Origin of the sequence: Paenibacillus algorifonticola, from assembly GCF_050481745.1 — a bacterium.
GTDB classification, from domain to species: Bacteria; Bacillota; Bacilli; order Paenibacillales; family Paenibacillaceae; genus Pristimantibacillus; species Pristimantibacillus algorifonticola_A.
In genome coordinates, this window is record NZ_JBCNGR010000045.1 from 1 (window position 1) to 21,209 (window position 21,209).

Sequence of the window (21,209 nt, forward strand, 5' to 3'; positions counted from 1 at the left end):
TTCAAAAAAAACGGGGCGTCCAGAAGTCAGCTTTCACTGACTTTCTGGACAGCCCCTTCTTTTGCTAACTCTAAGGTGCTCCGTCCATCCGTAGTTGAATCTAAGGCACACTGCTCCAGAATACTGTTGCGTTAATCTGCCCGTTAGCTCAATGGATGCGTTAAAATTTGCTGTAAACCTGTGCATAAGCCTTTTTCATCTGCTCAATCCTGGAAGAGAATAACTCCCTTAGCCGCTTTCCCCACTGGCAGCGGATGCATATTCATCCCTATGGAGCAGATATTCCTTCGCAACGAAGCAGCGAGCTGTTCCAGTCGATTGAAGAATCCAGCGTGTGCTTGAGGAGGCGGGCGATGAAGCAACCGTTACTCAGTTGACGGCAGCACTGGGCTTAGAGCAAGCAGGCCGGGACATTCCGGCTACTTGGGCAGAGACGCTTTCTCCACCCGGGACTCAGGAAACCGAAACGCTTCAGCGTTATGGCTGCTTGATGGGGGTGGGGGATGAAATGAAACCCGATCTGACGGAATTGTGCCGACAGCTCAGACTGGCCCATGTGGTGGATTACGTCGCACAGCAGCAGGACGAACAGATGAACGAACTCGTCGAACGGCTGCTTGTGGCCGAGAAGGAAGGACGGCGCAGGGCTAAACTGGGGAAGCTCGTGCAGCAGGCGGGATTTCCCCACTTGAAGACATTTGATGGGTATGTGGATGACCACATTACGTTTCCTGGTGGGCATACGCTGGATGTACTACGGGAGATGACCTGGCTGCCCTGCAGGGAGAATTTGCTGCTGATGGGCGCGGTGGGGACGGGGAAAACCCACATGGCTACAGCACTCGGAGTGGAAGCCTGCAGGCGAGGACAGGCTGTGCAATTTTACCGGGCCTCGGATCTGGTGGCGGTCCTGCAAGAAAAATTTGCGGCTGGCGCGCTCAGCCGCTTTCGGGAGAAGCTGAAGAAGGTAGATCTGCTCATCCTGGACGAGGTCGGCTATGTACCGTTTAGCCAGACGGGCTCGGAGCTGTTGTTTAACGTGATTGCCGATTGCTATGAACAGCAAAGCGTGATCGTAACCTCCAATCTGGAGTTCGGCCAATGGACCTCGATTTTTGGGTCGACCAAGCTCACGTCGGCCCTGGTCGACCGTCTGGTACACCATGCCCACATTCTCTCCTTCACCGGCGAGAGTTTTCGGCTCAAGCAAGCGATGGAACGTATTCCACAGTAAGGTTTTAGCTGGCAAGTGTACTTGGCACTTTTCGCAGCAAAACTCTGCATTTTTCACTTGCAAAAAACAAAAATTAATGATCATTCAGCAGTTCATCCTTTTCAGAGCAGGGCTACTACCAAAGCATTTCTAAATTAGCTATCGCTATTTTCTTCGTCACATATGGAGTGAAGCTGCGGAGAAATCGGAAGGTTTCTATGGTGTTCTTTTTCCAAGTACTGATCAGTATCTATTTATCATGGAACAGCTTAGACTGATATAGCGTTCTAAAGTACAATATTTATTTTTCTAAACAGAGAGCACTAATTTGCAAAAAAAACATAAATGAGACTTAAATATGCCCTGATACGATCAAGAACGTTGATCGATCAGGTTTTTTCGCGTTTCGGCTCAGTGCAGCATACAAGAGGATAGAATTGTTCATGCATAAGTTAATTTTCTACATTCTTTGTTTAAGAAGCTTAAATTAGAATGAAAGAGTCATTTTAATGGAGGCTATAGCAGACTCATTTAAGGATTGAAAAGGCAGTATGCTTCTGAAAAGAGAGGTTTATACACGGTAACAAGTGTAAATTACAAGCGTATTTCTATCCCGTTTATTTATATAATGTCTATATACATAATCGGAGACAACCATATTTACAAGGGAGGGATTTTGTTGAATAACGAACAAAAGAAAAAGTTGTGGTATAAAGAGCCTGCCTCAGAGTGGAATGAGGCACTTCCTATTGGTAATGGCCGATTTGGTGCGATGATCTTCGGTGGAATATATGAAGAGAAGATTCAGCTAAATGAGGATACGGTATGGTACGGCGGACCACGGGATAGAAATAATGAGGACGCGCTTCCTCATTTGCCGCAGCTGCGGGAGCTGCTGATGCAAGGACGCCTGAAGGAGGCCGAGGAGCTTGCAGCACTGACAATGCCGGGTCTGCCGGAAGCCCAGCGGCATTATTTGCCGCTCGGTGACCTGCTCCTTACGATGGGCGGACATGACCAAGAGGCTGCGGATTATCGGCGGGAGCTGGATCTGTCTGACGGAGTGGCCCGGGTCGGCTATCGTCTAGGTGATGTAAACTGCTCTCGAGAACTGTTTGCTAGCCATCCCGACCAGACGATTGTGCTGCGGTTTACGGCTGATAAACCAGGTGCTATCTCACTGAAGGCCCGATTCAACCGCAATCGGTGGAAGTATATGGAGAAGACAGAAAAATGGGGTCATGATGGACTGGTCATGAGAGGCGAATGCGGAGGAGAAGGGGGAAGTTTGTTCCGGGTAGTGCTAAAGGCCGTCCTTGAAGGGGGAAGCTGCCGGACGGTTGGTGAACATCTCCTTATTGAGAAGGCGGACAGTGTAACTCTATTGCTTATGGCAGCCACTACCTTTCGATACAGCGACCCCGAGACACACTGCAAATCACATTTGGGTACACTGGAGAAGCTGTCCTATAATGAATTACTCGTAAAGCATACTCAGGATTATAGAGCCCTATATGATCGGGTGGAGCTGGGGCTCGCGGGAATTGATGGGGTAATGGAGCAGCTGCCAACTGATGAAAGGCTAAGTAGGGTCAAAGAAGGGAAGGTGGATAATGGTTTAGTCGCCCTGTACTTTCAGTATGGGCGCTATCTGCTGATCTCCTCCAGCCGTCCCGGTTCTTTGCCTGCCAATTTGCAGGGAATCTGGAATGACAGCTTTCTGCCGCCATGGGACAGTAAATTTACGATCAACATTAACACTCAGATGAACTACTGGCTGGCGGAAAATTGTAATTTAGCAGAGTGTCACGAGCCTTTATTTGAGCTGATTGAGCGGATGAGAGAGCCTGGCCGCCACACAGCTAGAGTCATGTATGGCTGCCGTGGCTTTACAGCCCATCATAATACAGACATCTGGGCGGATACCGCCCCGCAGGATACTTATTTGCCGGCTTCCTTCTGGCCGATGGGCGCAGCATGGCTCTGCCTGCATCTTTGGGAGCATTATCGTTTTGGAAAGGATCGCAGCTTTCTGGAACAGGCCTATGAGACGATGAAGGAGTCGGCAGAGTTTTTACTGGATTATTTAATAGAAGATACAGAAGGGAGGCTGGTCACCTGTCCTTCCGTATCTCCTGAGAACCGTTATACCTTGCCCGGAGGGGAGAGCGGTGTACTCTGTGTAGGAGCTTCTATGGATTTTCAAATCATTAGGGCGCTGTTCGGCGCTTGCATAAGCAGCAGTGAAATTCTGAACCGGGATCAACCGTTCGCAGAAGAACTTGCCACCACGCTGGAACGGCTGCCGAGGCCACAGATCGGCAAATATGGACAGGTTCAGGAATGGATGGAGGATTATGAGGAGCCGGAACCGGGTCACCGTCATATTTCCCATCTGTTTGCCCTCTATCCTGGCGACGAGTTTAACCTGGAGCAGACGCCAGAGCTTGCGGCTGCATCCCGTGTAACACTGGAGCGCAGGCTGAGCGCTGGCGGCGGGCATACGGGATGGAGCCGTGCCTGGATCATTAATTTCTGGGCGCGTCTTCAGGATGGGGAGAAAGCCCTCTCCAATGTTGTGGCATTATTAGATCATTCGACACTGCCTAATTTGTTCGACAATCATCCGCCGTTTCAAATAGACGGTAATTTTGGTGGAGCTGCAGGTATCGCCGAGATGCTGTTGCAAAGTCATACGGAAGAAATTCTGCTCCTGCCAGCACTGCCGGCAGCCTGGGATAGTGGATTCGTCCGCGGTCTTAGAGCGCGTGGAGGATTCACTATAAGCTTGCAGTGGTCGGAATTGAAGGTTGTAGAGGCCAGAGTAGAGTGCACAGAAGCTGGCCTATTCAGAATAAGCGGGCCAGGTCTCGAGAGAGTGGAATTTATGGCTGAAGTAGGACAGACCTATACCTTCTCCTCAAGTGAGGAAATTCATTTATAGCCTTATATATAACCTCAAGCTTCTATAATCAATAAGCCAAACAGCGATTTCTCAAATATAGAGAAAGGATGTGATTTTTCGATCCTTTCTCTATATTTCTACACGTAACGGTAGCTTTGCCGCCAGAGGGCGGCTTCAGCCGTTTACGCTTGTGTAGGAGGGAATCGTTGTTTGGCTTTTTTGTATGCATGGGATCTTTGTGAGATAAGAAATTATACACGGCAAAAAGGTGTAAATTACAAGCAGTCACTCGCACTATATATTCCTATAATGATCCTATGTGAATAACAACAATCAGGAGGTAGGATCAAGATGTCCATGGCGATCAAACGAAATACAGATCGACCTCAGAGGAAATGGTGGAATCAACGCCGGAAAGAGGGCGTTATCGGGTGGATCTTTCTAGCACCGGAAGCGATAGGCATTATCATATTGGCTATCTTCCCGCTTATCTTTTCGTTATTTCTAAGCTTTACCGACTGGAATCTGGTGAACGGGTTTGAGGGGATGAAATGGGTCGGGTTTGACAATTTCACACGATTGGCAGAGGATTCTAAATTTCTAAAGGCGCTTCAGAATAATATCTTTTTTACGGCTATAACGGTTCCAGTTGGTCTAATAGCAGCAATGATTATGGCTGTTATTATTCATACCAAGGCCTATGCCAAGGATTTGTTTAAAGTGTTGTTTTTTATTCCTTATATTTGCTCTACCGTCGCGGTCGCTGCCGTGTGGGCAGCCTTGTACCATCCGTCAAGCGGGCCGATCAATCGCTTTTTGATGCAAATAGGCCTGGAGCACCCGCCGAAATGGCTTGTGGACTCCCATTACGCAATTATAGCCATTATGGTCATTGCGATCTGGCAGGCACTCGGATACCAGATGATTATTTTTATGGCGGGCTTGACTCAAATTTCGGAGGATCTATATGAAGCAGCCGACATAGACGGAGCAAACGGAATCCAGAAATTTTGGTTTATTACGATGCCTCTATTAGCGCCAACCACGTTATTCCTGACCATTACAACGATAATAAGCTCCTTTAAAGTGTTTGATTTGATTAAGTTTTTAACCGATGGCGGACCAAACGATGCATCAACTGTAATTGTATACCGGATCTATGAAGAAGGTTTCATTAACTTTAATATGGGATATGCTTCAGCCATGTCATGGATTCTTTTTTTACTCGTAATTTTGGTGACCTCAGTCACATGGATTTTTCAAGCGAAAGAAAAAAGAGCTTAGAAGAGGGGGTGAACGAATGAAGGCTAGAAAATGGGATTGGAGCCGTATAATCGTAACTGTTGTGCTTGGCGGCTTGTCTATCTTCTTTATTATTCCACTGGTATGGATGCTCTCTGCCTCCGCCAAATTTGAACGAGATGTCATGGTATACCCTATTCAATGGATTCCAACGGACTGGAATTGGATTAGTAATTTTCACAAGGTGTGGCTTGAGAATGTCCCATTCGGTCTATTTTATTGGAATTCCCTAAAGCTTTCTGTTATCGCTACCGTATTTACCCTTCTTTTTTCGTCTATGGCCGCGTTCTCTTTTGCCAAGTTGAGAGCACCCGGGAAAGGCTTGATGTTTGGAATGATGATGTCCTTTATGATTATTCCTGAACAAGCGACACTGGTTCCCAGATTTATTATGATAAAATGGATGGGTTTATATAATACGCATACTGGCATTATCGTCATGCTGATGTTTTCCATGTACTTTACGTTCTTAATGCGTCAGTTTATGGTAGGGGTTCACAATGAATTTATGGAATCGGCCAAGATTGACGGTGCAGGCTACGTTCGGATTTATGCCCAAATTTTATTGCCTCTTAGCAAACCTATATTGGCCACAGCAGGAATTATTAAGTTTATCTGGACCTGGAACGATTACCAGAACCCGCTCATCTTTCTGTTTACGAAGGAGCTATATCCGCTGCCACTCGGCATTCAGTTCTTCCGTCAGGAATATTCAAACAACGTTTCACTAATGATGATGGCCGCAGTTTCGGCGATTATTCCGCTGATTATTGTGTTTATTGCCCTGCAAAAACAAGTGATTAACGGCATTACAGTCGGCGGTGTAAAAGGATAGCAGAACAGGATGTAATGGAATTACACACGAAAAAGAGCACATCAGGTTACACGGTAAAACGCTTACAAATGAGTATGATAAAGATGCAGCACATTCTATATAAGAAAAAGGGGATACAGCGCATGAAGAAGGCATCTATCTTTCTATTCCTGAGCTTAATGTTGATTTTGGCCGCTTGCGGCAATAATGCCGGGAAAAACGAAAGCGGCACCAGTAAGCCGGAAAATCAAGCCGGACAAAATTCGTCAGCTGAAAAGGTTACGATTAAATTGTATACCAATGCTAAAGGCGACCCGGGAGAACCGATGATGAAGCTGGTGGCCGCTTTTAATGAACAGAATGATCATATTAATGTAGAGCATGTGGCACTTGTACAAAATAATGACTCCAGAGAAATGCTTCAAAAGCTTGATGTTCTCTCAGCATCAGGTGAAGAGGTGGATGTCGTTCTGCTCAACAACGAAGGCTTTGTGCTAGAGCGTGCGGGTAATGGGATGTTATATCCTTTAGATGAATTCTTTACAGCAAGCAATATCAATCCTGACAATGAATATTACCGCAACCCGATTTTTGAAGGCAAGCACTATGCTGCGATGACAGATGCCAGCTTCTGGTTTGTTGCCTTAAATGAAACCCATCTGAAGGAAGCGGGCCTTGCGGTTCCCGGTTTTGACTGGACATGGGATGACTTTAGAGAATATTCCAAAAAGCTTGCAGCGAGCGGTGAAAACCGCTACGGTACCTACTTTCATACCTTTGGAGAATACGCTAATCTGATTGCTTACACGGATTTCAAAAATCCTCAGCTAAAAGAAGATGGTACCCTGCTCTTCGATGATCCTTCCTTTGAATATTGGTTTAATTTACGCCGGGCGATGGAGGTAGAAGACAAATCGGTAAAACCTCTCGCTGATGTACTTGCTGCTAAGCAGCACTGGGCTACTGATTTTATGAATGGAACTACCAGCATGCTTCCTATTGCAGGCTACGCATTGGATGAAGCTTTTTTAAACACAGAAAGCTATCCTAGAGATTTTAAGATCACCTTTGCACCATTGCCTCGTTCCTCTGAGGCTGCAGAACCTGGGTTGACAAGCATAAGCGGTAGCTTTCTGACCATGCATAAAAACTCCAAGCAGAAAGAAGCTGCATTTGAGTTCATCAAATTCGCAACGATGGAAGGAGCCGAACTGTCGGGAAGAATCCCTGGCTGGAAGAAGGCAGATGGAAAAGCGGTTCTGGCGAAGATTATTGGTGATAAATCAGATTTGGTGGATAATCAAGTGCTCTCAAGTGTACTGTTCGATGAACGTGTGCATACGGCAGGCTCTTCAACTGTGAGTGTAGCTTACCAGCAGCAATTGAAGAAAGTGGCTGAAGCAGGAATCAATAAATATTTACTCGATAACTCCACTTATGAGCAAGCAGAGAAATACATGATGGATGAAGGTCAAAAAATAATTGCCGCTAATCCATAACCATAACGAAAGGGGAGATCGAATTTATTTCGATTCCCCTATTTTTCTTTAGATAGTCCTCGTGTAGTATCAGAAGAAAGCAGACTTTGGGGGAATACAGCATGAGGTGGTTGTATCGGATATCGTTTTACCGGAGGATTCAGGCAGCATTGCTGCTGTTTTTGATTATCCCGTTGCTGTTCATTTCAGGGTTCTCCTATTTTGCTAACAAACAGTCCAGCGAAGTTAATGCACATGCAAATATGAAGGGGATCACTGGCATAATGGCAAATGATCTATCTAAAACCGCAAATGATATTTTGTATACGGTAAATCAATTTACGACACCTCAGGCTAACGGTATATTTGACGATTTAAGAAAGCTTAATCAATTGCAGCACTTTGATCATTTTGAGGATTATCAAAATTATACGGATTTAAATGAGAGCATGACTATTCTAGTGGGCAAACTCTCGCTGCTGCATGTTGATACTTTTTTTATTAATGAAGCGGACTATCCACTTGTCGGTTCTCTAACAACTGAAGATATTAAGCTGCTAAAAATGGATAAGCAGTTCGAGCACATGACTACAGCCGAGGCAGCTTCCGGAGTCGTGCAATGGTTCCGGTCAGAGTTGCCTGAGATAATGCAGAAAAGGGCATCAGAACAATACTATTATTATTGCAAAAAGTCCGTTTACGATCCTGTACAAAACCGAATATTGGGCACCTTATTTATCGGGATTCCCGAGTCTTATTTCAACCAATTATTTGAAAATACAACAAATGGGAAATTCTCGCTGTATAGCGAGGAGAATCTGCTCATAGCCGGGATGGAAGGGAGTGCCCCGCATCTGCCGGCAGATGCGCAAAAAGGCTGGATGCTGGAGCAGGCAGAGGTAGCAGGTACGCCATGGAAGCTGACCTTTGAAGTGGATATAAAAGAGGTTACAGGCGAGATTATACAGCGCTTTTCCTTTTTACTGATGGGAATACTGATTGTTTTATTTATATTTCTCTTTATATCTTTTGTGATTGCCAGGGGGCTTAATCGTCCGATAGGAAAGCTGATGCGCGTGGTTAAGCAATATGGAGAAGGGAATACTTCGGTCCGCTACAGTGTGAAGGGGCAAGACGAAATCGCTCAGCTCGGCAGCGCGGTTAATCATATGCTCAATAATATTCATTCCTTAATGAGAAAAATTGAGGAGGAACAAGAAGAGAAGCGAACGATCGAATTGTATGCTCTTTTTTCTCAGATTCAACCGCATTTTCTGCTTAACACCTTAAATTCGATTAAATGCAATCTGGCCTTGGAGGGAGATTTCTCAAATAGTGAGAATATTGATTCCTTAATGATTTTATTGCGGGCCCATTTGCGGGTAAATGAGCCTTTGTTTTTATATGAGGAATGTAATCTGTTAACAGAATATTTGTCCATTATGCGGCTGCGAAACCGGATAAACATTAAGCTCGATATCGTCTTGCCTGAACAATACCGCCAATTAATTGTACCAAGACTGCTGCTTCAGCCCCTGGTAGAGAACAGTATCGTTCATGGAATAAAACGGAATATTACAAATCCCTGCATTCGTGTAATTGTCGAGGCGGTTAATCACATGATAGAAATCCGGGTGGAGGACAACGGCAGCGGGATCAGTGAAGAGGAATTACAGGAGCTGAGTGGAAAGCTGATTTCAGGAGAACAGTCGACAGATGAAAAAGGCGTAGGTCTTCACAATGTGAAAAGGCGTTTATTTCTCAGTTATGGTGAGGGAACATCTTTTACGGTTGCGCCAAATGACCCCAAGGGTTTTGTATGTATTTTACGGATACCCGGAATGAATAGTTGGAAAGGAAATGTAACATGGCCAAAGTGATGCTAATTGACGATGATGTGCCGGTTGTTGAATATTTGCAAAGGCTTGTCCCCTGGGAAAGTCATGATCTGTCGGTCTGTGCTGCAGCTTTTTCAGTTAGTGAAGCCAAGGAATTATTTATGAAAGAGTATCCGGACATCCTGCTTACGGATATTGGATTACCTGATGGAAACGGTATAGAGCTCGCTCAATATTTCCGGTCTGTATATCCCGAGCTGCGGATTATTTTTTTAACTTGCCATGAGGATTTTCATTATCTTAAAGAAGCAATGAGTATTGAAGCGGATGATTATATCGTCAAAGACGAATTAAGCCCTGATAAAATTATTCAAAGTGTCGAAAAAGCGGTTGCAAAAATGAAATCTGCCCAAACTGAACTGGAGAAGATAGCCTATAAAAGCGATGTTGAGCGGAATAAGGATCTATTAATCCAGCGTTTCTTTCTTGAAATTCTTAAGGCTTCTGAGCCCGAGTCATTATTAAAGCAAGGAGAAAGACTCGGGATCGAGTGGGTATATCCTAATTATATGGTTATTTTATGCCATCTTGATATAGGCTCCATGCTGAACGTTTATCATCGGAACAACCTGGAGCTGGTCAAATATGCAGCGTACAACATAGCCAAAGAACTAACGGAAGGAACCGGGATTACTCCGATTCAAGCCGAAGGGCTGCAGTTATGGTTTATTGCTAACCTCTCCGGCAACTCAGATGAACAATTAGCTGTCAGTGGGCATCTCAACCACATTCATGAGAAAATTTTGGAATTTCTAAAAATTAATTGCTGTTTCTTAATCTCCCTTCAGCCCGTTGGACTGGCTCAACTGAAGTCGAAGGTTGATGAAATGATCAGGAAACAGCAAAGCTCGTATTACGAATCTGCGTGGTTGATTACAATTGATGGGCCTGAAAGCCAAGCTGAAACAAGAGACGATATAGACTTAACTGCTATTGAACCCTATTGTCAGAAATGGGCAGCCGCATTAAGCGAGTTTAACAGCTCCCTTGTCCTCATATATGCAAGCACCATCGAAAAGCTTATTCGTGAAAAAAAACCGGAAGCTAAACAAGTTCAGGATTTGCTGATCCGCATGCTGCAGCAGGCGGTATATCAATTAAAGGGGACAATGGATGAGCGACTGCAACAGGAGATAAAGCAAGCGTTGAATTTAGGAGAGGCCCTTGTGATTATTAGTGTTTTTTCAGACGACTTTATGGAGAAGAAGCGCTCGGCTTACACAGACAATCAGAACACAAATCCTGATCTTAAGGTAATAAACGCTTTTATTTATCAGTATATCTACAAAAATGTGACTTCTATTGATATTGCGCAATATCTGCATCTTAACCCAAACTACTTCTCGCGATATTTCAAGAAACTGGCCGGTTTGAATTTTACGGATCATGTTCATCTTCTGAAAATGGAGGAGGCCAAACGATTGCTCGGTGGACAAAATGAAACGGCAGAGAATGTAGCTTATATGCTGGGATACTCAGACCGTGCGTATTTTTCTAAAGTATTTAAAAAGTACACGGGCATGAGCCCAAGCGAGTTCAAACAAAAATAGCTGAACAATGGAGGAAACGAAAATGATGAAGGAACCTATCAAACCGAAATATGGGTTGGAACCGTGGACTGCTGATCTGGGGGACGGGACTTACAGAAACCCTATACTGCACGCTGACTATTCTGATCCTGATGTCATTCGGGTAGGTGAAGATTTCTACATGACGGCTTCCAGCTTTGGACATATTCCAGGACTTCCGATTCTGCATTCAAAGGATTTGGTAAACTGGCGTCTTATCAATCATGCCCTGCAGCGTATGCCGCTGGAAGGTTACGACAGACCTCAGCATGGGAATGGCGTATGGGCACCGAGCCTCCGGTATCATGACAACCGGTATTGGATTTTTTATGGTGACCCTGATGTAGGTATTTTTATGACGACCGCCGAGGACCCAGCAGGAGAATGGTCGGAGCTGCATCTTGTACACGCGGGTCAAGGCCTCATTGATACTTGCCCTTTCTGGGATGAGGATGGACAAGCCTATTTGATTCACGCATTTGCCAAAAGCCGCAGCGGCCTTAAGCATCGCTTGTGTCTGCGCCCTATGTCGCCTGATGGGAAAAGACTGTTAGGCGAAGGCCAGATTATCTTCCACGATTCTCAGCGGCATCCCACACTGGAAGGCCCAAAAATGTACAAGAGGCAAGGGTACTATTATGTGTTTGCTCCTGCTGGTGGTGTGGAGAACGGCTGGCAAGCCGTATTTCGGGCTACCAGTCCTTACGGTCCGTATGAGGAGCGTGTTGTGCTTATTCAGGGAGCATCACAGGTGAATGGCCCTCATCAGGGGGGATGGGTAGAATTAGAATCCGGGGAATCATGGTTTCTGCATTTTCAGGATAAAGGTGCTTACGGCAGAATTGTGCATATGCAGCCTGTTGCATGGGTCGATGGCTGGCCGGTTATGGGGAATGCTGTGGATGGTAATGGTGTGGGAGAACCGCTCGAACGGTACCGCAAACCTGATGTAGGAAGGGAGTATCCTTGCGAAGTGCCGACTGCATCTGATCATTTTGCAGCATCCGCTCTTGGCGTGCAATGGCAGTGGCAGGCCAATCCGTCTGACACCTGGTACTCTCTGTCGCAGCGGCCGGGCTGGCTAAGATTGTTTGCCCAGCCGCGACTGAATAGGGAAGATACATTGTTTCATGCCCCGCATTTGTTGTTGCAGAAGTTTCCGGCGCCTTCGTTCAGAGTCTCTACCTTACTGGACATTTCAGCTGCTCCAGCTGGAGTGGAGGCCGGATTAATTGTGTTTGGATACCAGTATGCTGCTTTTCGTGTTTGCTGCAGCAAATCTATGAATACAAGAAAATTGCAGCTGGTATACGGAAACGAGGATCAGGAAACGGTGATTTGGGAAGCTCCTATTGAAGCAAATCAAGTTGTGTTGCGGGCAGACGTCCATCCTGGAGCTCGCTGCTCCTTTGGATATAGTTTAGATGGGGAGCACTTCGAGGCTCTGAACGCACCTTTATTTCAAGCAACAGTCAGCAAATGGGTAGGAGCAAAAATAGGCGTATATGCTAAATCGGATGTTGTAAAAGATCAGACGACAAGCGCCATTAAGGAACAGGTACCACCTGGATGGGCTGAATTTGGCTGGTTTACAGTTAGCGCACTGGATTTGTGAAATAAACAAAGAGGCTGCCGATTCGTATCGGGAGCTTTTTTGTTTGTGTATCATTTGATAGTAGCTACTCAGAAATTTTTGGAAATGAAGTCGTGCCATGAGCAGCATGACTTCAATTAAATTAATTGATGACTTGATTCCGTTTCAACAAACCCCATAACTGATCAGCGGCCTCAATAGGAGATTGTGGCATGTTATTGAGAATCCACCATTCGATTACCCCTACAAATGCCGAGCCCATAAATTGAGTCACTAGCTCCTTGCTGTAATTCTGATTATTGCCACCCATATCAATGTTGAGTTTGATGTGACTCGTAACGAGTTCTAGCATCCGTTCACGAAATATAGGTATTCCTTTATTCGCAAGCATAGATGCATAAAATCGATGGTTCTCTGCAAAATAATTCATAACGGGCAAAAAGGAGGATTTTATCAAATCGACAGTCTCCCCGCTTGCATTTGTTTCAGTCGTAGCCGAGATCATTTTATTTAGGTTTTCGTCTATGCATTTGTTCAGAAGGTCGTATTTATCATCAAAATGAAAATATACGGTGCCTCTATTGATATTAGCCCGATCTGCGATATCGTTGATCGTAATGCTTTCAAAGTCCTTCTCAGAGACCAAAGTAATAAAGGATTGAAAAATTGCCTCTTTTGTTCTTGTAATTCTTCTGTCAACTTTACCTTCCAATTGCATAACCTCCCTGAAAAAATACAACAAAACACGATCTTCTGTTGAATATCGAACAAAAACCGAATGATTAACAATTGAACGAATCGATATACCTTATATAATAAGCAATAAGAATAAGTTGTTCAACAAGTGTTGGATTACTTACTCTAATCCAAATTACCAGGAGGATAACATCATGTCACTAGAAACGCTCCAAGCAAAACTTGAATTAAGAGAACTTGTGGATGCTTATGCAACTTTAACCGATGAGAAAAGAATTTCGGATCAAATGCTATTATTTACACCAGATACCCAATTTAAAATATATATGAGTGACCAATTGGTGTCTAATGTTTCTGGCACCGCACAACTGGAGGAGGAGTTCAACGGTCACGTTTCACTTGTGAAACGATACTTCTCTCTGAACGGGCAGCATGTTGTAAACGTGGATGGAGATACTGCAACGGGAGTCGTATTTTCTCATATAAAAATGTTGCGTGACGGTGAGGAGGGCACAGAAGTCCTCACTGATTATAGTGTTCAATATCATGATGTATATGTACGCCAAAATGAAAAGTGGCTCATTAAGGAGCGCACATCAAAATACATTTTTGTTGAAGCAAAGGTTTTACAAAGCTAAGCAAAATATTACCAAAAGACGGGAATACCTTGTTTAAAAGAGAGGAGTGCAAAATTATGATTGTAAATACAACACTTAACTCTGATTTCGAGTTTGATAATGCGATTTTTATGGGTTATTTCGTGATTGTTCTTAATCAGGATAAAATGGTTGGTTGGGGTCTCATTGAAAGCTTCAATGAGCTTGAAGTTCAGGTAAATGGGAAAGCCTACTTGAGGCAACAATCCATTTTCAAACAAACGCCCGTACCGGATGTTTACTATGAGCTTAAGTAAGAACATTTTTTAGCTATATTTGATTAGATGTCCCCCGAACATCACTGAGACCATTTGAAAATGGCAGCCACGTATACTAACGACAAGAATGACTTGGCCAACTTTGAAGTGCACCCCTTAGAATAGACATTGGAATAAACCCCTGGTTTATCCGCTGAAATTCTAGGGGGTGCATTTTTTATGCCGGCAAGCAGGGCCGAATTGGCGCTACCGTCCCCCGAGGCGAATGCCGCGGTTGGTCCCCTGTACCTCAATTCACCGCAAGATATCAAGAGGATCAAGCCGAGGCAGCACCGGGCAAGGAGAGCTTGGCTACGCGCTTCACTTTGATGGTAAAGTTTGGAAATCTGGGGGCTACTTCGTCGACCTGGAATCCGTCTTTAACATGTTTCCAGAGGAAGGCTACTCGACGGGAGAAATCGCGGTAGATTTCGTCGGAGAGATGTTTTACGTAGTTATGAACAAGACGAAGATCTATCGTACTTCCTATAACGGCGCTTCATACTACAATCGCCCGACGCTGCAGCCCTGGCTCAACCTGACCGACGTATGGATTCTGGCGGAGCGTATTCCGAGACGGCCGGCAAGGTCGAGCTTATCATAGCGCTGAAGGGAGATGCTAATGGGGACGGCGCGGTAACGCCTGCGGACGCGCTGCTCATCACCAAGCATCTGAAAGGCAAAATCACGTTGACGGCAGATCAGCTCGAAGCGCTCGACATGGATGATGACGGTGAAGTGACCGAAGCAGATGCTGCCTTGATCATGAACATCTATATGGGCAATGCAACCTAAGAAACCTTGAGGTGAATACATTGAACGACTCTTATGTTAACCGATCTGGACTGCGCGGCAAGTTCAGCGCTATCCTTGCTTTGGTGCTGGTGCTGGTGCTGCTGCTGCCGGCACTTCCGAAAGCGTCCGCTGCCCCGTCGGGCACGCCCTCTGTGCGTGTCGGTACAGTGGCCGGAGCGCCGGGGACTTATATCGATGTGCCCGTTTTCTTCGACTCGAATAGCTCCGATCTGTATGTCTACCGGTCGGATATTGCGATTAATTACGATCCGAACGTGCTTGAGCCGGTGGCAGGTGATGAAGCAGCCATTAGCGGGCTGGTCCGAGCGATCGACTCCAACGCACTTTTGCTCGTAGACAAAGCAACAACCGGAAGTCTGAAACTGAGGTTGACGCTTACCGGTTTTATAGAAGACTCCAGCGAGCTGTTCACGCTGCGGTTCAAGATCAAGGAAGGCGTGCCGGCAGGCGACTCCTCCCTTACGGTCGTTCAGGGCCAGCTTTACGAGGACGTCAATCCAGTATCTGCCGATCTCGTGAGCGGGAGGGTGACCGTCTCTCCATCAGGAAATGCGGCCATTGAAATCGGCTCGGCGTCCATCAAGCCAGGGGAGGACGGCATCGTCTCCGTGCCGGTGAAGGCGAAGCTTGATAAGGAGGTTGCCTCCTATGGCATACGGATTAAGTCCGATCCGGACGCGATAAGCTACGATGGGATCGTGGAACAAGGCTTCATGTCGAACTATGACAATACTGACGGCTGGTTGATTGTTTCTTGGCTGGATCTGACGGGCGGAGATAGCCCGATTCCGGCTTCTCAGGATGCTCAGACCCTCTTCACGATCAAGTTCGCAGTTGAAGATGACGCGACGATCGGCGATCACGCGCTGACTATCGAGACGCCGAATGACGTGCGGGAGCTGACGTTTACATACGTGCATGCCGTGGAGATGAACAATACGGTCGCAAACGGCAAAGTTTCCGTCGTCGTTCCGCCCGCAGCTCCGGCATTGGTCACTGCGACTCCGGGTGATGGCAAGATCGGGCTGACTTGGCCAGTCGTGCCGATGGCGGAGGCGTATAAAGTATACCTTTATGAGGGAGAAGCTGGGCCTGACGACGTCAACGATTGGGTAGAAATCGCTGGTGGGGTTAGCACCAATGCGTATACTGCAGAAGGACTGGCTAACGGTACATCCTACGTATTTGCGGTTAAGTCGGTCAATCTTTCCGGCGCATCCGGTCTGAGCCCGGCTTCGGAGGCAGTCGCTCCTGTTTCGGTTCCTGGAGCACCGACGAATTTTAACGCCACGCCAGGCAGCGGGACGGAGGTCATCTCCTTAGCGATGGCAGCGGTAAGGGCGGTGTAGTCGCCAACACGACTATTGCAAGAACGACCCTTGCAGATGGCAGCAAGAAAGACGAAGTGACATTGACGTGGGCACAGGCGGAGCAGGCGCTTAAGCAATTGAAGGAAGCCGGCTCGTCTACGGCCAGAATCGTCATTCCTAACAAGAAGGACGAGGTATCCGATTTGATTATTAAGCTGCCGGCAGAGGCTGCGAAGCAGTTTGCCGCGCAAGGCGTTGATTTGCAAATCTGGACCAACAACGGCGGCATCCTCATACCGAGCCGCTCCTTGCAAGGCTTGCAGGAGGAAGTATATTTCCATATCGTACCGATCAAGGCAGCTGTCGAACGCAAGAAGGTGGAAGCGAGCCTCAAAGAGGAGCCAACACTTCTCCGACTAGCGACGGCGGACGGCTTGCAGCTGATTGGTCGGCCGATGACGGTCGAGACGAGCATGAGCAGCCGCGAGGTAACCCTTGAGCTGCCGGTAGGGGAGGATTTGCCAAAGGCGGAGCTGGAGAAGCTGGGCGTTTTCATCGAGCATAGCGACGGTACGAAGGAATGGGTGAAGGGTGAACAGGTCGGCTACAACGGAACGGACAAGCCGGGCATCCGATTTACCATCAGGAAGTTCAGCACCTTTTCCATCGTGAAGTTGAACGTGGATAGTGCGTCTCATGCAGCTTACATTCAAGGGTACAGCGACGGTACATTCCGTCCGAATCAAGCAGTTCGGCGTGTGGAGATGGCGGCGCTGCTATCCAGAGCGATGCCGGGTACCGCTACAGGAGCAGCGGATGCTGCTTACTCCGATCTGCCGTCCGCCGTTTGGGCGAAGCAACCGATTGCGCAAGCGACGGCACAGGGCTACATGAAGGGCTCCGACGGTCGCTTCATGCCCGACAAGCTGATTACCCGTGCGGAAATGGCAGTGGTTGTTGATCGCTTGCTGAAAAACGGAATGGCAGCGGGTGATGCTAAAGCATCGTTCAAGGATACTGACAGCCTCTGGGCGTCTGAAGCGATCGGACGAGTAAGCACAGCTGGCATCATGTCCGGCTCTGGCAACGGTCTGTTCCGACCGAACGACTCGCTGACGCACGCAGAAGCGGTCGTCATTTTGAACCGCGTGCTGGAGCGCGGTCCACTCACGGGCGAGAAAGCCGCCTGGAAGGATGTTCCGGCAAGTCATTGGGCATTCGGACACATTCAGGAGGCGTCCACGGATCACCGCTATACCCGGAGCTCGGATGGCGGAGAGCAGTCTCTCGCCAATTAATAAAGCAATCAACTTATCATTTAGTGAAGCTAGCAGCTTTAAATGACTTCTAAGATAAAAAGGATTAAGATTTGGTTATTTTTAGTTAGCAGGCGCTGCGAGATCTTAGTGTGAATTTAGAAATTCGTGAGACTGGATACAAGACAACTAAAACCGAGAGGTAAAAAGTCTGAAGCTTATTTTCAATTAATGACGATTATATGAATGGTATACATGACTTGACATCATTTGTTTTTTACGCTAAATTAAATGCATGCGCATGCTTTTATTCGATTTGGCGTACGGATCATGTTGTTAACGGATCACAGATCGTTTGCGCACAAAAGCGTCCTTTACCCACAATACTCAAGCATTGCTGGTATCCGTAGGAGCTATCGCAATAGACTGGCAATATTTCATAACGAGGAGGGTTTGAATATGAAGGTGTTAGTAGTCGGATCGAATGGACAAATCGGACAGCGCCTTATTCAACTGTTGAAAGCAAGCCAAGAGCACACCGTCCGGGCGATGGTACGAAAAAAAGAACAAGCCGATGCCTATGAGAAGCAGGGCGTCGAAACAGTGCTTGCAGATTTGGAAGGAACGGTCGATTCCATTGCCGCAGCCGCTGAGGGCTGTGACGCCATTGTGTTTACCGCGGGCTCAGGAGGCAAGACAGGTCATGATAAAACACTGTTGATTGACTTGGATGGTGCTGTGAAAACGATTGAAGCGGCTGAAAAAGCAGGCATTGGCAGATTTATTATGATCAGTGCCATTCAGGCGAATAACCGTGAGAACTGGCACACTGAGATTGTTCCATATTACGCAGCAAAGCATTATGCAGACAGACTGCTGGAAAGCAGCAAGTTGACATACACGATATTACGTCCAGGCATTCTTTTGAATGAACCGGGTACAGGAAAAGTATTTGCTGCTGAGAATATCACTTCTGGCAGTATTCCTCGTGAAGATGTAGCTCATGCTATTTTGGCCGCATTGGATGATAAGCATACCTACAAGCGGGCGTTTGACTTGATTGCTGGTGACGATCTGATTGTCGATGCATTGAAAAAAGTCTAAAAAGCTTCTGCCGTATAAATCCGAATGGGATAAGAGAGGGCTTCGGAATGTTCTGGTTGATTTTTTTAGCCGTTATAATTGTAATGTTCGTTTTTATACGTCAGTTATGGCCCTTGCCAAACCTTAAACATATCGATTATCAAGATTTTTTGAAACGGCGGGATGAATTTCGTGAATATAAAGTGATTGATATCCGAGATTCACTCGAGTATTTGGCCGATCCTACAGCTGGGACGATCAATATCTCGCTAGGCCGCCTTCCTTACGTTTGGAAAAAGCATCTTGTCCGTGAGGATAATGTCATCATATTGTCTACTAGGGCATTTAAATCAAAAAAAGCTGCGCGAATTTTGCGAAAGCGAGGCTTTGAATTTCTATATGTAGTTAAATAACGAGAGGAGTCTTTCTCATGAAAGATTTATTTAGTCCCTATACATTCAAAGGTTTGGAATTGAAAAATCGCATTGTAATGCCGCCAATGTGTCAGTACTCGGTTGATCAAAAAGATGGTATCGCTACAGAATGGCATTACATGCATTATGTTAGCCGTGCAGTAGGCGGAGCTGGCTTTATTATGATTGAAATGACAGATGTAGAGCCGGATGGGCGTATTTCCGACTTTGATCTAGGTTTATGGTCTGACGAGCAGATTCCGGCGCTGAAACGAATCGTAGATGCATGCCATAGCTACGGTGCCAAAGTCGGGATTCAGATTGCCCACGCTGGACGCAAGGCAGAAGATGCCGAAGTTCCTGTTGCGCCATCTGCGATTGCGTTTGATGAAAATTCAAAGCAGCCGCGCGCACTTGCAACCGAAGAGGTTAAAGGATTGGTAGAGAAATTCCGGACTGCTGTTGCTCGCGCGGTGAAGGCAGGTTTCGATACGATTGAGCTTCATGGGGCACATGGCTATTTGATTCATCAATTCCACTCCCCACTTACGAACAAACGGGATGACGAATATGGAAAAGACCTGAACCGCTTTGGTCGGGAAATTATTCAGGCGGCGAAGGCCGAGATGCCAGAAGATATGCCTCTCTTAATGCGTATTTCAGCCAAGGAATACGTTGAGGGCGGATACGGTATTCAGGAAAGCATCGCGTTTGCCAAAGAATATCAAAAAGCAGGGGTGGACATGTTCGATATTTCATCCGGTGGTGAGGGGCCTATTACTGCATGGGGCAGACCAGGAACTCACGCAGCTTATCAAGTGCCATTGGCTAGAGATATCAAACAAGCTCTTGATATTCCAGTGATCGCTGTAGGAAGACTCGATGATCCAACGTTGGCTAACGCCATCATTGGCAATGAAGATGCTGATTTAGTTGCTGTTGGCAGAGGAATGCTGAGAAACCCTTATTGGGCATTGGAAGCCGCATCAAAGCTGGGCAAAGAAACCGATATCCCTAAACAGTATTCTTCTGGATTCTAAGTGCTGAACGAATAGAAGAAAGATGACGACAGCGCTAGCTTGAACGTACAATGTGCGTTATCGGTTTGTCATTTCACACCCTCTATAAATAGTAAAATGCATAGTGACATCTTATATCCCCAGCATATAAGGCTATAATAATGAAAGCTCTGGTACGGATACAAGGTTAAGGTTATAATAACGATATGCAGCTGAACAAATGTTCAAGTTGATCGACCTATGGACTAAATACTATGAAATAGAACAGGTGAAAACTTGATGAATACCAACACCGATAACAAACTTTTAGATAATTGGCTGAGTTTTAGTGACATTCAGGCAAAGATTAATAATAAGCTGGAGAGTGCTTTAGAGGAGAAATACAGTTTGTCATTAAAGGAATTTTATGTCCTGTATTTTCTGTCTCAAACAAGTGATAAACAGCTGAGATTGCAGCAACTGCAAGACATGGTCGGTTTGAGTCAAAGTGCCATATCCAGATTGGTAGTTAGAATGGAAGCCAAAAATTGCGGCGCTTTACAACGTCATGTTTGTGAAGATGATCGAAGAGGCGTTTATACTTGTTTAACAGAGCTTGGCGAGTCTAAACTCCAAAGAGCTTTGCTGACTTTTAATGAAATCATTCAAACGGCTTGTCTGGCGGACGAATTTCAAAAAGAACTTCACACTTTGATTCAGCAACGCCCAACAAATGATTAAACCATTTTAATGCGTGTAAAACGAACAACTTCTATACGGTAAACTCTAAAATCACATTAAGATGTAAGAAACAGAATTTGAGTAGACGGGTTCCTTTCCATATATGCTGTTTTTAAAAAGGTTATCAAATGCTGAACGAACCTCTCAGCAGATGATAACCTTTTGTAGTAGCATTAGCGTACAATCATTTCAATAGCTGCCCTCACAAATA

General features: G+C 46.0%; 18 protein-coding genes. 17 read left to right on the forward strand and 1 reads right to left on the reverse strand.

What is annotated here, in order from left to right:
* The first annotated feature begins 508 nt into the window (after window positions 1–508).
* From istB to ABEW34_RS28880, 8 genes are all read left to right on the forward strand, one after another.
* Window positions 509–1,234, forward strand: a complete 726-nt coding sequence (istB, locus tag ABEW34_RS28845) for an IS21-like element helper ATPase IstB (RefSeq protein WP_430164595.1) — start codon at window positions 509–511, stop codon at window positions 1,232–1,234.
* Between the two features lie 607 nt (window positions 1,235–1,841).
* Entirely contained in the window at window positions 1,842–4,157 is a 2,316-nt protein-coding gene (locus tag ABEW34_RS28850) for a glycoside hydrolase family 95 protein (protein ID WP_430164312.1), read from the forward strand.
* Window positions 4,158–4,469: 312 nt separating this feature from the next.
* Window positions 4,470–5,402 carry a carbohydrate ABC transporter permease gene (locus ABEW34_RS28855; RefSeq protein ID WP_430164315.1) on the forward strand — a complete coding sequence of 311 codons (933 nt, stop codon included), beginning with the start codon at window positions 4,470–4,472 and terminating at the stop codon, window positions 5,400–5,402.
* Between the two features lie 16 nt (window positions 5,403–5,418).
* The gene (locus tag ABEW34_RS28860; RefSeq protein ID WP_430164318.1) at window positions 5,419–6,255 is read left to right on the forward strand and encodes a carbohydrate ABC transporter permease; all 837 of its coding nucleotides are present in this window, start codon (window positions 5,419–5,421) and stop codon (window positions 6,253–6,255) included.
* A 122-nt stretch (window positions 6,256–6,377) separates the two neighbouring features.
* Window positions 6,378–7,733 (forward strand): ABC transporter substrate-binding protein, encoded by a 1,356-nt coding sequence (locus ABEW34_RS28865; RefSeq protein WP_430164320.1) that lies wholly within the window; start codon window positions 6,378–6,380, stop codon window positions 7,731–7,733.
* A gap of 149 nt (window positions 7,734–7,882) precedes the next feature.
* Window positions 7,883–9,592, forward strand: a complete 1,710-nt coding sequence (locus ABEW34_RS28870; protein ID WP_430164322.1) for a sensor histidine kinase — start codon at window positions 7,883–7,885, stop codon at window positions 9,590–9,592.
* Complete coding sequence (locus ABEW34_RS28875) at window positions 9,580–11,160, forward strand: response regulator transcription factor (RefSeq protein ID WP_430164324.1); 1,581 nt, start codon at window positions 9,580–9,582, stop codon at window positions 11,158–11,160. Before ABEW34_RS28870 ends, ABEW34_RS28875 begins: the two co-directional genes overlap by 13 nt.
* A 22-nt stretch (window positions 11,161–11,182) precedes the next feature.
* A complete protein-coding gene (locus ABEW34_RS28880) occupies window positions 11,183–12,793 on the forward strand; it encodes a glycoside hydrolase family 43 protein (protein WP_430164327.1) in 1,611 nt (536 codons plus the stop codon).
* Window positions 12,794–12,914: 121 nt separating this feature from the next.
* Here ABEW34_RS28880 and ABEW34_RS28885 read toward each other — a convergent pair whose 3' ends face one another.
* Window positions 12,915–13,484, reverse strand: a complete 570-nt coding sequence (locus tag ABEW34_RS28885) for a TetR/AcrR family transcriptional regulator (RefSeq protein ID WP_430164330.1) — start codon at window positions 13,482–13,484, stop codon at window positions 12,915–12,917.
* A gap of 178 nt (window positions 13,485–13,662) precedes the next feature.
* On the opposite strand from ABEW34_RS28885, the gene ABEW34_RS28890 reads away from it, so the two are divergent.
* The 9 genes from ABEW34_RS28890 (at window position 13,663) to ABEW34_RS28930 (ending at window position 20,998) form a co-directional block, all read left to right on the forward strand.
* Window positions 13,663–14,106, forward strand: coding sequence for a nuclear transport factor 2 family protein (locus tag ABEW34_RS28890; RefSeq protein WP_056042876.1), 444 nt, complete (start codon window positions 13,663–13,665; stop codon window positions 14,104–14,106).
* 56 nt (window positions 14,107–14,162) lie between these two features.
* A complete protein-coding gene (locus ABEW34_RS28895) occupies window positions 14,163–14,381 on the forward strand; it encodes a hypothetical protein (protein ID WP_430164333.1) in 219 nt (72 codons plus the stop codon).
* 549 nt (window positions 14,382–14,930) lie between these two features.
* The gene (locus ABEW34_RS28900; protein ID WP_430164335.1) at window positions 14,931–15,176 is read left to right on the forward strand and encodes a dockerin type I repeat-containing protein; all 246 of its coding nucleotides are present in this window, start codon (window positions 14,931–14,933) and stop codon (window positions 15,174–15,176) included.
* Window positions 15,177–15,196: 20 nt separating this feature from the next.
* A complete protein-coding gene (locus ABEW34_RS28905) occupies window positions 15,197–16,546 on the forward strand; it encodes a cohesin domain-containing protein (protein ID WP_430164338.1) in 1,350 nt (449 codons plus the stop codon).
* 56 nt (window positions 16,547–16,602) lie between these two features.
* Entirely contained in the window at window positions 16,603–17,805 is a 1,203-nt protein-coding gene (locus tag ABEW34_RS28910) for an S-layer homology domain-containing protein (protein ID WP_430164341.1), read from the forward strand.
* Window positions 17,806–18,222: 417 nt separating this feature from the next.
* Entirely contained in the window at window positions 18,223–18,867 is a 645-nt protein-coding gene (locus tag ABEW34_RS28915) for an SDR family oxidoreductase (RefSeq protein WP_430164344.1), read from the forward strand.
* A 47-nt stretch (window positions 18,868–18,914) separates the two neighbouring features.
* Complete coding sequence (locus ABEW34_RS28920) at window positions 18,915–19,259, forward strand: rhodanese-like domain-containing protein (RefSeq protein ID WP_430164347.1); 345 nt, start codon at window positions 18,915–18,917, stop codon at window positions 19,257–19,259.
* Window positions 19,260–19,276: 17 nt separating this feature from the next.
* A complete protein-coding gene (locus ABEW34_RS28925) occupies window positions 19,277–20,299 on the forward strand; it encodes an NADH:flavin oxidoreductase/NADH oxidase (protein WP_430164350.1) in 1,023 nt (340 codons plus the stop codon).
* A 258-nt stretch (window positions 20,300–20,557) separates the two neighbouring features.
* Window positions 20,558–20,998: a MarR family winged helix-turn-helix transcriptional regulator gene (locus ABEW34_RS28930; RefSeq protein ID WP_056042866.1), complete on the forward strand. Its 441-nt coding sequence runs from the start codon at window positions 20,558–20,560 to the stop codon at window positions 20,996–20,998.
* Window positions 20,999–21,209: the final 211 nt, after the last annotated feature.

Coding starts and splice junctions, on each gene's coding strand:
- ABEW34_RS28930 (WP_056042866.1), top strand. CDS start 20,558: ATGAATACCAACACCGATAACAAACTTTTAGATAATTGGCTGAGTTTT.
- ABEW34_RS28890 (WP_056042876.1), top strand. CDS start 13,663: ATGTCACTAGAAACGCTCCAAGCAAAACTTGAATTAAGAGAACTTGTG.
- ABEW34_RS28860 (WP_430164318.1), top strand. CDS start 5,419: ATGAAGGCTAGAAAATGGGATTGGAGCCGTATAATCGTAACTGTTGTG.
- ABEW34_RS28875 (WP_430164324.1), top strand. CDS start 9,580: ATGGCCAAAGTGATGCTAATTGACGATGATGTGCCGGTTGTTGAATAT.
- ABEW34_RS28880 (WP_430164327.1), top strand. CDS start 11,183: ATGATGAAGGAACCTATCAAACCGAAATATGGGTTGGAACCGTGGACT.
- ABEW34_RS28895 (WP_430164333.1), top strand. CDS start 14,163: ATGATTGTAAATACAACACTTAACTCTGATTTCGAGTTTGATAATGCG.
- ABEW34_RS28925 (WP_430164350.1), top strand. CDS start 19,277: ATGAAAGATTTATTTAGTCCCTATACATTCAAAGGTTTGGAATTGAAA.
- ABEW34_RS28920 (WP_430164347.1), top strand. CDS start 18,915: ATGTTCTGGTTGATTTTTTTAGCCGTTATAATTGTAATGTTCGTTTTT.
- istB (WP_430164595.1), top strand. CDS start 509: ATGAAACCCGATCTGACGGAATTGTGCCGACAGCTCAGACTGGCCCAT.
- ABEW34_RS28850 (WP_430164312.1), top strand. CDS start 1,842: ATGTCTATATACATAATCGGAGACAACCATATTTACAAGGGAGGGATT.
- ABEW34_RS28915 (WP_430164344.1), top strand. CDS start 18,223: ATGAAGGTGTTAGTAGTCGGATCGAATGGACAAATCGGACAGCGCCTT.
- ABEW34_RS28865 (WP_430164320.1), top strand. CDS start 6,378: ATGAAGAAGGCATCTATCTTTCTATTCCTGAGCTTAATGTTGATTTTG.
- ABEW34_RS28855 (WP_430164315.1), top strand. CDS start 4,470: ATGTCCATGGCGATCAAACGAAATACAGATCGACCTCAGAGGAAATGG.
- ABEW34_RS28900 (WP_430164335.1), top strand. CDS start 14,931: ATGGATTCTGGCGGAGCGTATTCCGAGACGGCCGGCAAGGTCGAGCTT.